We start from the raw sequence: 13517 nt of genomic DNA on the forward strand, positions 1-13517 counted from the left end.
CATCCTGAAGCGTCAGAGGGGCGAGAAGCCCCTATGAAAGTGTCGTGTCCTGGGGCAAAGACATATACAAGGAATTTCCGGGACACGACACTGGGAAGATCCATTTCTCCAGCTGTGAAGCCAGCTTGTTCCGGTTCCGGCTCTTCTTCCCATCAGGAAACCGCCGGGCAGATTGCGCAAACTTCTTGGAGAAACCACAAGGGGTGTGGGGTATCGGGTGATAGTCAAACGGTAGGTTGGAACCGAATAATCCAAGAAAAGAGGAGGAGGATCATGTCTGATTTTGTGAAATCGATGAGGTCAGCAAAGTGGGGTCTTGTAGCTCTGGGGCTTGTGTCGGTTGGCATTGTCATAGGGTTCATAATGTCTGGCGCCTTCAATCTTTCTTCGTCAAGCCAGGCAAAGAACGTGGCTCCGCTTCCGTCTGCTGCGGGTCTGCCGTCACTTGCAGATGTGGTTCAAAGCGTTCTTCCAGGGGTTGTCCAGATTGACACAAAAAGGAAAGTCACGTCCTCTCCGCATGACTTCCGGTTCGAGGGTCCTTTTGAAGAATATTTCAGAAGACTCTTTCCTGATCTCCCCAGATTGCAGCAGAGAGAAAGAGTCGTCCCGAACTCCGGCTCAGGTTTTGTCATAAGTGAAGGCGGCTTCATTCTCACTGCGAACCATTTGATTCGGGATGCGGATGCAGTAGAAGTGACCCTGCATGATGGCAGGAAATTCAAGGGGAAAGTCGTCGGAGCAGATTCCAATACCGACCTTGCAGTCATCAAGATAGACGCAGATAAGCTGACGGCGATCCCGTTCGGAAACTCCGACGAACTTCGCGTTGGAGATTGGGTCATTGCCATCGGAAGCCCGTTCGGAAAGCTTGAGGGCACCGTCACTTTCGGGATAGTGAGCGCCAAGGGAAGAAGCGACCTGGCCATACAAGGCGGAGGTCCACAGCTGCAGAACTTCATTCAGACTGATGCGGCCATAAACTTCGGAAACAGCGGGGGGCCGCTCGTGAATATGAGAGGTGAAGCGGTTGGCGTTAACACTGCAATTACCTACGGGGCACAGAACCTGGGATTTGCGGTACCCACTAGCCTCGCAAGGAAAGTGAGCGACCAGCTGATTTCCCACGGCAAGGTTGTCAGAGGATATCTTGGGATTCTTCCGCAAGAACTTACGCCGGAGCTTGCCGAGACCTGGGGCGTCAAGGATGCAAAGGGAATTGTGGTCGGAAGTGTCGAGGCCGGGACTCCTGCAGACAAAGCAGGCCTCAAAGTGAAAGACATAATCATCGAGTTTGACGGGAAGAAAGTGAAGGATGTGAGTGACTTCAGAATAAAGGTCGCAGATACGGACGTGAATGCGAAAGTGAAACTCGTTGTCCTGAGAGATGGGGCTAAGAAAGAGCTCTCCGTGACGGTTGGGCAGAGACCCGAAGCTGCGGTTGCTGCGAAAGAGGAAGAGAAACCGCAAGATTGGCTGGGGCTCAAGGTTGATGCCCTGACTCCGGATGCCGCAAGGGAGCTCAAACTCAAGGTCGATGAGGGCGTGTTTGTGACGGGTGTAGAGTCCGGCTCGCCGGCGGATGAAGCCGGTTTTGCCGAAAAAGATGTCATCGTCGAAGTCAATGATACTGCCACAAAGACTGTAGGCGAGTTCAACAAGGCTATCTCAAAAGGAAAGGCGTCCGGAAAACCGATCGTCTTCCTTGTTTCAAGAGGCAATTACACAATGTTCATCGCAGTGAAGACTGACTAGGCTCCGAGAAAACAGTCTTTTCGCAACGACGATCAGGCGGGGCAAGAAAATCTGCAGATGCAGGTACTTGCCCCGCTTCTAGTTTCTCCTCTCCCCTCCGGGGAGAGAATTGAGGTGAGGGGAACCTCCCCGGGTCGCTCCCTCGTCCAAGAATGGAGGCCAGAAATTTTCGGAAAGTCGGTTCAAAGACATCTCCGGGCCCCGGAGACGGCCGCATCACCGAAATGGGCGCAAAGCACTGGAAGAGGTCAGGAAAGTTTGATAGCATGTGTCCATGCTTAGCATTTATTCAAATTGCAGTTTTCCCTTGACACTTGGGGGGGGTGACATAGTCTGGTTCTAGATGATTGGAGAAACCCTATGAAATCCAAACTCAAGTCTGATGTTGTGAACCTGTTGATCCCGTCGGTTGTTTTCCTTCTGTTTTCCCTCTGGATCGGAGTTCAGAGCTCCCTTGCTGGTCTGAATGCTGATGCGAGGCTGGCTCTTCATGTCAGGCCTCATTTGGCAAAGGCCAGTTGCTCTACATCGGGTATTACAGGTTGTGGAGACATAGTTACCTCGGCAGCTGCACAGGATAACGATTACGATGTTTACGTGATCGCAACGAATGTGGGGGAGCTTAGGACGTACGAGTTTGGCATCTCCTATCCCGAGAGTGAGACGAACGGGATAAAGGTGTGGTCGTGGAGGAACTGTGGCGGTTTTGAGCTTCCTTCAACCGGGTTCCCTGGACCTGGGGCGGGCGTGGTGGTTTCAAGAGACTCATGTTCAACCCCGCCAGATGGATTTGTCATCTTTGATTCATCTGGAAACCAACTTCTGGGACTTGAAGGTCCGTTTAGCGGTGGGCAGTACGGTGCGACCGCCCTCCCTTTTGATGCCTGCGGCGACTTCGCGGCGCGAGTGGGACTTGACAAAAGAGTAGCGTATGACCGGACAAGCAGGATTCCACTTCAAATAACCCTTTGGGTCTACGATCTGAAGACGGGTGGGCTGGCTTGGGAAAAGTCTTTTGACAGAAACTCGCCATTTGCGCCGCTTTTCGTCAAGTGTTCCAGGGATGGCTCAAGACTTGTCATTTTCTCCTATGTGCCAGGGATATTGAGAGAACCCCCCGAGCCAAGCCATACGCCCATGGAAACCAAGGCAGAGTGTTTTGATGCATCCACTGGGGCTCTTCTCTGGTCAAGGGTAATTGAGCCGCAAGATCACATAAAGGAATTCAGAGAATCTAACACGCTTCTCGACCTTGTTGGCATTAGCGTTTGTGAGGGGGCAACGCGCACGGCGTTGCTCTATGCTACACCTAGACGTCGTGCCGGGGAGCTTGTGCTCCTCGACGAAAGAGGGAACATGATGCTTCGACAGAACATGTCTATGCCGAGGGAAGTAGGCTTCCTCGATGCCTGCAGATTTCTTCTTGTGAGTCGAATTGACGGGCTACAACAGCTCTATGCGATTCATTAGCCTCTTCATTGTCACCCTTGTTCTCTCTCTTGTCCAGCGGCCGTGAGGACGCTTGTGAATTCCCGTCTGGGTAGGGGGCTTCATCGAATATCTTGGGATGGTCGGGACGAGAACGGGAGGAAGGTTCCTTCAGGCGTTTACGTCTGTCGATTCAAGGCCGGCTCGCTCACAGAATCTCGCTGCATTGTGAGACTGAAATAGCAAGGGCACTGACGGATTTCGTGGATCCCTGCTGCAGCGACACTCTCAGTTGCTAATGTCTATTCTGTGAAACTCGATGTTGGCAGCTATGCCAAAACGATCCGCATTGTTCTTGTGAAGTAGTCTCCTTCCTATTTTCTCGCAGTGTTCTTGACTCCTTCATCCCCAATTTGATAGGGTTTTGATCGAAACAGATAGTCACGGCTGACCTGAGAGGGACTACCGCGCTTTGGGAAAATCTCAGGTTTCGACTGTGTTCCTGATTGTCTTTCTCCTGCGGGATTGCCATGATTATTGTTAGTGCCTGCCTTGCCGGGTTCAATTGCCGATGGGATGGAGCCAACTGTGCAAACATAGCTGTCGAGACTCTTGTTAGAACAGGGAATGCCATTCCAGCATGTCCTGAACAGCTTGGGGGGCTGAGTACTCCGAGGAGTCCTGCTGAAATCGAGACCGGTGGCGGGTCCAGCGTTCTGAGTGGAACATCAAGAGTAGTGAATCGCGACGGACAAGATGTAACCGAACAGTTTGTGAGGGGAGCAAAGGAGTTCCTGAGGATTGCCCAGAAGTACGGTGCGAAGGAAGCTATCCTCAAGCAGGGAAGCCCGTCGTGCGGTTTTGGGAGGATTGTAAGAAAAGGGAAGGACATCGAGGGCTCAGGAGTCACAGCCAGGATTCTGGAAGAAAACGGAATAAAGGTTGTTGCCATTGACTAGACAGGTTTTGAAGAACTCAAGAAAGAATCTCCTCATTCTTATCGGCCTCGCTTCTGTTCTCTTGCCGTTGGGAACGGCTCAAGCCAGGCCAGCCCTGCTTCAAACGAGGTACTGGACAGCCCCTGATCACACGAGAATTGTGCTGGATCTTTCCGAACGAGCCGCCTACAAAGAGTATCTTCTTCAGAATCCTCCCAGAATTGCCATTGAAATAGGAAACCTGACAGTCTCACCCGGCCAGGAGAAAAAAGAAGTTCGAGACGGCCTTGTGCGGCACATTTCATTTACTGAGTCTTCAAAGAATGTCGTTCAAGTCGTAATCGAGCTCGACAAGGAATCAAAATACAAAATCTTCTCCCTCCCGAAGATCAAGGACAAGCCCGACAGAATTGTTCTGGACGTTTTCAGGGAAGCAGCCCCGGAGAAAAAGAAGGAAGAAGAGAAGGCAATCATTTCACTGAAGAAGAAAAAAGTAAAGATAGTCGTCATTGACCCTGGACACGGCGGCGAGGATCCTGGAGCTATCGGCTACAAGAGACTTCGGGAGAAGGATGTCTGTCTCGCCTTGGCAAGAAAGGCCGCCGATGAGATAAACAGTATTCCCGGCTACAAAGCGTTTCTTACGCGCGACGGTGATTACTTCCTTGCCTTGAGGAAGAGAATAGCAATTGCAAAAGAGCGGCAGGCGGATATTTTTGTGAGCATACATGCGAATGCTTGCCGTGGAAAGAGTGGGCGGGGAACTGAAGTTTACTTTCTCTCCCTCACCGGCGCAACTGACGAAGAGGCAAGAGAACTTGCGAGAATGGAGAATGCGGCAGACTTGATTGGAGGAGTGCCTGAGGAAGCAAATGATGACCTGGTCTCAATTCTCTATGACCTGAGGCAAAACGACACAGTGAAGAGAAGCTCGGGTCTTGCCGAGAGCGTGGTGGATAATGTCAGGACTCACCCAGAACTGGTAACGAGAGGTGTCAGACAAGCCGGATTTACGGTTCTCAAGTCGCCTGCAATCCCGTCGGTTTTGGTCGAGGCGGCATTCATAACTGACCGGAAGGAGGCGAGTCTCCTCAAAGATTCCAAATTTCAGAAGGAATTCGCCCGCCTTCTCGCAAGAGGTCTGGTCGGATATTTTCAGCGATTCGGCCCGGAGGCCTCGAGACCTGCTACTCACATAGTGCAAAAGGGTGAGACATTGAAGGATATTGCCAATGCTTACGGAGTGAGCGTTCAAGACCTGATGAGCTTCAACAATCTCTCGGCTGGGGTCGCAATTTCGGCCGGTCAGGAACTTGTGGTTTTTCCCTGAAACAGGGGACATGAATGCCCATAACCGGCAGGCCCTCATCTGACCCTGCACGGATGAAGGAGAGAGGAAAACAGACAGTGTCCAAACCCGACACTTCCCCTGCGCCTTCGCATGAACTCGAAGACGAAAACAGAAGGCTCAGGCGCGCCGTAGAAGAGCTGACCATCCTGAACGATCTTGCACGCGCTATCGGTGCATCTTATAACTCGCAGGAAGTGATGGACACAATCATCCGCAGGTCCGTGCGGGCAGTCAATGCCGAGCAAGGTGTCCTGACGCTCGTTGACGAAAAAGCAAGCCAGCCAATGAAGACATTGATCCGTACGATGGTGAGCTCTACGGGACATCAGCCCCTCCATTTCAACGAGTCACTCCTTGGCTGGATGTTCTTGAATAAGTGCCCTCTTCTTATCAATGATCCACCAGGTGATGTCAGATTCAAAGGTGTTCAGTGGGGTGACACGGTTAGCTCGCTCCTGTGTGTACCTCTTCTCATCAAGTCTGAGCTCAAGGGTGTGCTCACTCTCTATAACAAGAGGAGTGCCACTGGGTTCGTCGAGGAAGACCAGAGACTTCTTGCCATCATGGCGGCACAATCGGCGCAGCTCATCGAGACTGCCCGGCTGTATGAAGAAGAGCAGGCGCTTGGCCGGATGCGGGAGGAGCTGAGACTCGCTTCTGAAATTCAACTCGGGCTTCTGCCTAAGACATCGCCTGATGTCCCAGGATACGATATTGCAGGCAGAAGCATCCCCGCGGAAGTCGTCGGAGGAGACTACTTCGACTTCATGCCTATGGATGGAGAGAAATTCGCGTTCTGCCTGGGTGATATTTCTGGAAAGGGAATGCCGGCTGCCCTTCTCATGGCAAACCTCCAGGCCACAATACGCGGACAGAGTCTGCTGAAATCGAATCCCAAAGAGTGTCTCGGCCGCTCCAATACTCTTCTTTATCTCAGCACGGACTCACAGAAGTTCGCCACACTCTTTTACGGAATCCTGGACAGCCGAAGGCACGAGCTGTGCTACTGCAACGCGGGCCACGAGTGGCCCCTGATGCTTACCTCCAGTGAGAGAGAGCCAGACAAGCTTGTGCGGCTTGATGTCGGTGGAATCATCCTTGGTTGTGTCGAGCGGTTTCCCTACGAAGAGACATGTGTGCAATTCAATCCAGGAGACACAGTCGTCGTGTTTTCCGATGGCGTGACGGAAGCGGTGAATCAGTCAGGTGAAGAGTACGGTGAGGAACGGATTGAGCAGCTTCTTATTGAGAACCGGCAGAAATCGGCTTCAGATCTGATCGACAAGATAATCGCGTCTATCAAGGGACATGCTGGAAAACGTCCGCAGATGGATGATATCACCCTTGTGGTCATGAGAAGACAGTGAACATGTTTGAGGTGTAAGGGCGATGGAAGACATTACAGGCAAAACCATTTCGCACTACAGGGTGTCTGAGCGGATCGGGATGGGCGGGATGGGAGTAATCTACGCGGCGGAAGATACCCGGCTCAGGCGCTCGGTCGCTCTTAAGTTTCTCTCTCCGGAGCTTACGAGAGACCCCGAAGCGAAACAGCGTTTTGTCCAGGAGGCGCAAACCGCGTCGTCTTTGGATCACCCGAGCATCTGCACAATACATGAGATAGATGAAACTCCCGACGGTCGGATGTTCATCGTGATGCCTTTGTACCGGGGGGAAACCCTGAGCATGAGGATTAGCCGTGGTCGTCTGGAGCTAATGGATGCGCTGGACATTACAGAGCAGATTGCCCGGGGACTCATGAGAGCTCATGGGCAGCGGATTGTCCACCGCGACATAAAGCCAGCCAACATTCTGGTGACTCAAGATGGTCAGGTGAAGATTCTGGATTTCGGTCTTGCCAAGCTCACCGGGCAGACACAAATCACAAGGGCGGGGTCTGCAGTCGGCACCGTCTCATACATGTCGCCCGAGCAGTTGAGAGGAGAAGAAGCTGATGGCCGCGCCGACATCTGGGCGTTGGGCGTGCTCATCTATGAGATGATTTCGGGACGGCACCCATTCAGGGACGAGTATCCCGAGGCCATTATGTATTCCATCCTGAACCAAGAGCCGGAACCTCTCGGGCTCACGGCACGCGATGTCTCCCGGAAGCTCGATGATCTCGTCGGAAAGGCGCTGGCCAAGAATCGCGAATCCAGGTATCAGAATATCGCCGACCTGCTGGCATCCCTGGCAAGTATTCAGAAAGGACTTGAAGCCGGGTTGACCGGCACAGAAGAGAGAGCGCACCCTTCGGTAGCCGTCCTTCCGTTCACGGACCTGAGTCCGGCGAAAGACCAGGAGTATTTCTGCGACGGCATGGCGGAGGAAATCATCAATGCATTGACTCATGTTGAAGGTCTTCGAGTCGTTGCAAGAAGCTCGGCCTTTGCCTTCAAGGGAAAGAACGAAGACGTGCGCGACATCGGAAGGAAACTTAACGTCCGGACTGTGCTCGAAGGGAGCGTGCGAAAGGCAGGCGATACGTTGAGGATCACAGCCCAGGTTGTGAATGTACGCGACGGATACCATGTCTGGTCGGAGCGATTCGACCGCAAGATGCAGGACGTTTTTGCAATTCAGGATGAGATTTCACTCGCAATCGCCGAAAAGCTGCGGGGGGAGCTCCTTGATCCAGAAATAGCGGCACTGATGAAGCGTTCCACGACTGACATTGATGCATACCAGCTCTACCTCAAGGGACGATACCACTGGAACAAAAGAACGCCGGCCAGCCTCAAGAAGTCTATTGAACTTTTCGAAGAAGCTATCAATATGGATCCTGCTTACGCGCTGGCTTACGCGGGCCTGGCAGATGCCTATGGCATTCTTACCGGCTTTGGCGAATACCCCGACATGGAGCTCTATGAAAAGGCGGAAAGAGCTGCATCGAAGGCGCTGGAGCTTGCCCCGGAACTTGCAGAGGCCCACACTTCGTTGGCCTACTTGAAACAGCTTCGCCACTGGGATTGGGATGGCGCAGGCAGAGAATTCCGGCGGGCTATTGAACTGAAACCCGGATACGCAACGGCGCACCAGTGGTACGCGGGCTACCTCTGCGCAACTGGAAGGTCTGATGATGCAGTTCGGGAGGCCAGAATGGCACTCGAGCTAGATCCTCTCTCGCTCGTAATCAATGTATCTACGGCAGGCGTCTTTTTCCGAACAGGATGGCTGGAAGAGGCCGCCACGCAGTGTCGAAAAGTCATTGAAATGGAGCCAAACTTCCCCAATGCGCATTTCGCGCTCAGCATGATTTGCATTCAGCAGGGGAAGCTGGACGAAGCTGTGCTTGAGCACGAGACGGGATTGAAGCTCCTTTCCGAGACGCCTCCTGCTGTGCTCTGTCAGATGGGCTATATCTATGGCATGGCCCGGAGGACGGCGGAAGCGGGGGTGATTCTGAAGCGGGTGGAGACAATTGCGAAGAAGGCGTATGTGCCGGGGACTGCGGTTGCGATGCTCTATATCGGGCTCGGCAGATTCAACGAAGCGCTGGATGCTCTGGAAAGGGCGTATCGGGAACGCGACAATAGCATCATGCTGCTTGGAGTAGAACCCGCGTACAAACCCCTTCGGGCCGACCCAAGGTTCAAGGCACTGCTGCGCAATGTCGGGCTCGAACGGCACGCCTAACTCAGTTCTGTCTTGACGGTTGCGCCACGGTGTGAGAGAATAACTAATCAAGAGTTTCTCAACTTGCAGAGGAAAGGAGAAAGAAGGGTCATGAAAAGAAGAATGCTGGTTGTCGCTTTGGTGGTTTTGTTCCTGGTTCCAGGGATGCTTGAAGCGAAGTTCCTTTGGTTTGGAAAGGGTTCACCCGCGAACGAGAAAGCAATTTTCTCAGTCGAGGGAATGACCTGTGAAGGCTGCGCCACGAGTATAAGGGATGGCATGAGCAAGATTGACGGCATCGTGAGGACAGAAACGTTCGTTGACAAGAAGGCTGTGTATGTGATCTACGACAAGAAGAAGGCAGATGCGAGCAAGGTAGAGAGCGCGATCGATGAGTTGGGGTTTGAAGCCCAACTTGTTTCTGTGTCACCGGATAACACAAAAAGCGCTTCAGCCAAGGACAAGAAAAACAAGGGCACCTGCCCTATGGGGCTGGAAGATCCGAGCTGCGCCAAGACTTGTGCTGCAGCCAAGAAATAGTTGAGCCCCGTCGGCTTGAGCTGAAAGACCGGAAGTACTCTTGGAGAGCCCCTGCCTGGAAACGGTGGGGGTTTCTTCTTTGGAAAATAGTGACAGTCACCATTTTCGCTGCGCTGTTTTCTCACTCTTCGGAGAGTAGCGGCTGTCCCCATTCTCGCTGGGATTAGCTGCCGAGCGGCCCTGCAAGTCCAATCCTCATTCGGACTCAAGGCCTGCCGAACATGACCGAAGATTCTAAGTGTCCACATAATTGACCGGCCTGAGTGGCCGGTTGCGGGCGATTTCTCTGATTGTTGGGGAGGTAAGGCAAGGAGGGATATGGGATGGCAAGGAAAGTCTTTGTAGTAATAGTGTTCGTTTTGCTTCTTGCGGTGATCGGAGTATCCAGTATCGCCCAGGAAGGGAAGAAAAGCGCTGAACCCTCAATCCAGGATTGGATGAAGAAGATATCCGCTCAGAACGAACTCATCTTGAATAATCAGAAGCTAATCCTTCAGCACCTCGATTTCATCGAGAAAGAGCTCAATAAGGTAAAACTGAGAGCATCGTAAGGAAGGGTTCGCTTCTTCATCCATGAGCCGTCGCTCGGGAACGGTGAGAGGATGGCGCGATTTTGTGCGCCGCTTGTTTCATCTTTAATTCCAGCCGTTCGTAGTCGCCCAAATGCGCCCGCATGAGACTCTTCCAGAGCTTGCCGTGGTTCGGAACCGAAAAATGGAGCAGTTCGTGCACGATGGCATACTCGCCAAGCTCGCGCGCCAATACCAGAAGATCAGTATTGAAATTCAGGTTCCCGGCAGTCGAGCACGAGGCCCATTTGTTCCGCATGGGCCGCATGGCCAGGGAATTGACCCGCACGTCCAATTTGTTGGCCCAGGCCAGCACCCGCGCCTTGAACTCCTCCTTGTCGCGCCAGGTGGTCATATCAGATACCTCCAGTTTTCTGGAGTACGGTGAAGACGCTGTCCACGACGGCGGTGACCTTGTTCAGGTTATCCTCTTCCGCGAGGATGGCGAAGGTGACCTTCTTGCGTAGCTCGCGCAACTCCTTTTCACTGCGGCGCCAGTTAGGGAACTCGACGAAGGCTCCGCGCACCTTCTTGCTCACGATTTCGACGTTGGCGATGCCCTCGTCCTGTAGCTTACACAGGACAAAATAAGTGAGTCCGTCCAACCCCTTTGTGGCCTGTTCGTTCTTCCGCTTCTCGTTGCGTTCGATCTCTGCCAGCAACTCGGCGAGTGCTCCCCCCGTGCTCGTCTGTCGGTCTTCAAAGCTTTCCTGCACCGCCTTGGCGCGCTCGGCCATGGCGATTAGAAACGGATCATCGCTGTTTTCGTCCGCCGTCTTCTGGATAGATTTGACCAGGTTGATAATTTTGGTCGCCTTGCCGTCATCGAGTTTCTTGATTGTCTCTATCGTCGAGCGATCAATGGCGACATATTTCGAGTGAGCATCCCCTACCGACGCGCCAATGCTGCGTTGCACGAGCTCGTTAGTCTTCCTCTGGAACGCTCGATCCACATAGACCCGTCGGGCATAGGCATTTCGTACCACAGCGTAAATGGATGAAAGCGTCACGTAGTCAGCGATGAACGGCCGCAAGAACGCATCGGGCGAGACGATCTCGTAGAGCATTTCGATCTCCTTGTATTCACGGAAGAACGCCTTGCGTCGGTCCTTATCCCGGAAGTGCTCGATGAGATTGTCCACGTCCTTGTCGTCAAAATTCCGCGTCACCAGTGCCAGATATGGCGGCGCCTTGCCTTCCATCTTGGCCTTGAAGAGCTGCTTAAGCAGGGCGAGGTCCTTCACGATGGCGTTGACCTCATCGCTATCGAACGCCAGCGCCTTCTCCAGCTTGTCGAAAATGCCCACGAAATCAAGGACGAAACCATGCGGCTTCACCATCTCCTCAAGCTCATTCTCATACGGCCGGTTCACCCGTGCAATTGCCTGCAGCAGTGTGTGATCGCGCATCGGTTTGTCCAGATACATCGCGTAGAGAATCGGCGCATCAAAGCCGGTCAGCAACTTCTCGGTGACAATAAGAATCTTCGGGAACGCACCGAACTTGGGGAAGTCCTTGCGGATTTGCTTCTCCTTCTTCTCGTCCAGGTGCCACTTCTTCATGTGCGGCGGATCGTTGTTGTTCCCGGTATAGACGACCTCGGAGTATTCCGACGGCAGGATAGCATCGAGCGCCTCCTTGTAGAATGCGCAGGCCTCGCGATCCACTGCCACAAGGAAGGCTTTGTACCCGAGCGATTCGACATTCTCGCGGTAGTGATCTGCCACACAACGAGCCACCTTCTTGATCCGTTCGCGCCCCTTGAGGAAGTTCTTCAGATTCACCGCCCGTTCGAGAATCTTGTTTAGCTCTTCGATGTCCGCGATGCCTTCAGTCTCCGCCAGCGCGAGAAACTCCTTCTCCATCTGCTCATGGGGTACGAGCATCTCATTTGGCGCAAGGTCGTAGTACAGCGGCAGAGTTGTGCCATCCTCGATGCTCTCAGCGATGGAATACTTGTGCAGGTAACCCCGGTCATCCTCGCAACCAAAGGTTTTGAAGGTTCCCTTGCCATAGGCCGTTTTGTCCACCGGCGTTCCGGTGAAGCCGATGAAGCTTGCGTTCGGCAATCCGGCCATGAGGAAATTGCCTAGGTCGCCGCTCGTGGTGCGGTGGGCTTCGTCAATGAACACATAGATGTTTGACCGCGTGTTCACATTAGCCGGCATGTCCCGAAACTTATGGATCATCGTCACGATGATGCCGCGGTAGTCTCGCTTGAGTAGCCGGTTGAGCTCTGCAATGCGGTCCGCATGCGCCACATTTCCCAGGCCTAGCGCTGCGAGATTTCCGAGCATCTGGCCTTCCAGTTCGTTCCGGTCGATCATCAGCAGGATTGTTGGCTTGTCGGCCTCCGGTGCTTTGAACAGAAGTTCTGCTGCCTTAATCATGGTGTAAGTTTTGCCACTGCCCTGGGTGTGCCAGACTAGGCCCCGAGTACGCTTCACGTCGAGGGCACGCGTCACGACCTTGTCCACTGCTGCCGTTTGGTGTTGCCAAAGGATGAACTTCTGCAGTTCCTCGTCTTTCTCCGCAAAAACGATGAAGTCTTTCAGGAAGCGCAGCAGGTGTGGCACAGCACAGAAGCTCTTCACTTTGGCTTCGAGGTTTCCGACCTCGTGGTGCTTCCAGCGAAATACGTTGCGACGCACCGTGTTCCAAGTGACGCCATAGGCGAAGCCGATGGCCTCCGTGGCCGTAAACAGCATCTCGGGCACAAGCACCTCTGGTGTTTCGGCGTGGTAACGGCGGATCTGATCCACGCCGAGCGCGATCGCCTCGTCCTTGTCGGCGTTCTTGCACTCGATCACCAGCACTGGAATGCCGTTGATGAGAAAGACCACGTCCTCACGCGTGCCATAGCGGCCATTGTGGTAATAAAACTCCTCTGTCACCTCATAGACGTTACGCCACTCCTGGCGAGGGCAGATCAGGTCGCCATAATCAATCAACGTCAGGTCCAGCTCACGATTGTCCTCAGCGCAGAAGAACTTGTATTGGTTCCGCAGGCAGGCGAGGAAATCCCGGTTGCCGTAGATGTCGGCGTGCAGGCGCTGAAACTCGCCCACCAGCGCACCTTCGGCCTCCTTGTATTTCGGATTAAAGGCGCGGACTTGGGCGTGTAGCAGATCACCGAAGTAGAGCGATGCCCTGCGCGTCTCATCCGCATTCTCCCTCTCCTCTTCCGGGACAGGGCTGGGGCGAGGGGTAAACCCCCTCCGTCGCTCGGCTTCCTCACGCGACACAAAAGTCCAGCCGATCTCCTGCGCGTAGGCGAGGATGCGGGCTTGGACGGTTTTGTGCTCTGTGGGACGTGTCATC

At 53.5% G+C, this 13517-nt stretch carries 10 protein-coding genes; 8 read left to right on the forward strand and 2 right to left on the reverse strand.

Annotation, left to right across the window (positions count from 1 at the left end; genetic code table 11):
* Window positions 1-273: 273 nt before the first annotated feature.
* The 8 genes from QME66_07820 (at window position 274) to QME66_07855 (ending at window position 10178) form a co-directional block, all read left to right on the forward strand.
* Window positions 274-1755, forward strand: coding sequence for a Do family serine endopeptidase (locus QME66_07820; GenBank protein ID MDI6808871.1), 1482 nt, complete (start codon window positions 274-276; stop codon window positions 1753-1755).
* A 360-nt stretch (window positions 1756-2115) separates the two neighbouring features.
* The gene (locus QME66_07825; GenBank protein ID MDI6808872.1) at window positions 2116-3225 is read left to right on the forward strand and encodes a hypothetical protein; all 1110 of its coding nucleotides are present in this window, start codon (window positions 2116-2118) and stop codon (window positions 3223-3225) included.
* A gap of 488 nt (window positions 3226-3713) precedes the next feature.
* Complete coding sequence (locus QME66_07830; protein MDI6808873.1) at window positions 3714-4142, forward strand: DUF523 domain-containing protein; 429 nt, start codon at window positions 3714-3716, stop codon at window positions 4140-4142.
* Window positions 4135-5451, forward strand: coding sequence for an N-acetylmuramoyl-L-alanine amidase (locus tag QME66_07835; GenBank protein ID MDI6808874.1), 1317 nt, complete (start codon window positions 4135-4137; stop codon window positions 5449-5451). The genes QME66_07830 and QME66_07835 overlap by 8 nt, the downstream gene beginning before the upstream one ends.
* A gap of 14 nt (window positions 5452-5465) precedes the next feature.
* Window positions 5466-6839: a SpoIIE family protein phosphatase gene (locus QME66_07840; GenBank protein MDI6808875.1), complete on the forward strand. Its 1374-nt coding sequence runs from the start codon at window positions 5466-5468 to the stop codon at window positions 6837-6839.
* Window positions 6840-6861: 22 nt separating this feature from the next.
* Complete coding sequence (locus QME66_07845) at window positions 6862-9108, forward strand: protein kinase (GenBank protein MDI6808876.1); 2247 nt, start codon at window positions 6862-6864, stop codon at window positions 9106-9108.
* A 90-nt stretch (window positions 9109-9198) separates the two neighbouring features.
* Complete coding sequence (locus tag QME66_07850) at window positions 9199-9627, forward strand: heavy-metal-associated domain-containing protein (GenBank protein ID MDI6808877.1); 429 nt, start codon at window positions 9199-9201, stop codon at window positions 9625-9627.
* Window positions 9628-9950: 323 nt separating this feature from the next.
* On the forward strand, window positions 9951-10178 hold the full coding sequence (locus QME66_07855) for a hypothetical protein (protein ID MDI6808878.1): 228 nt from the start codon (window positions 9951-9953) through the stop codon (window positions 10176-10178).
* A gap of 16 nt (window positions 10179-10194) precedes the next feature.
* On the opposite strand, the gene QME66_07860 is transcribed toward QME66_07855, so the two are convergent.
* Both QME66_07860 and QME66_07865 read right to left on the reverse strand, forming a co-directional pair.
* Window positions 10195-10551 carry a M48 family metallopeptidase gene (locus QME66_07860; GenBank protein ID MDI6808879.1) on the reverse strand — a complete coding sequence of 119 codons (357 nt, stop codon included), beginning with the start codon at window positions 10549-10551 and terminating at the stop codon, window positions 10195-10197.
* A 1-nt stretch (window position 10552) separates the two neighbouring features.
* On the reverse strand, window positions 10553-13516 hold the full coding sequence (locus tag QME66_07865; GenBank protein MDI6808880.1) for an HsdR family type I site-specific deoxyribonuclease: 2964 nt from the start codon (window positions 13514-13516) through the stop codon (window positions 10553-10555).
* Window position 13517 lies beyond the last annotated feature (1 nt).

Source organism: Candidatus Eisenbacteria bacterium (assembly GCA_030017955.1).
GTDB lineage: Bacteria > Eisenbacteria > RBG-16-71-46 > JASEGR01 > JASEGR01 > JASEGR01.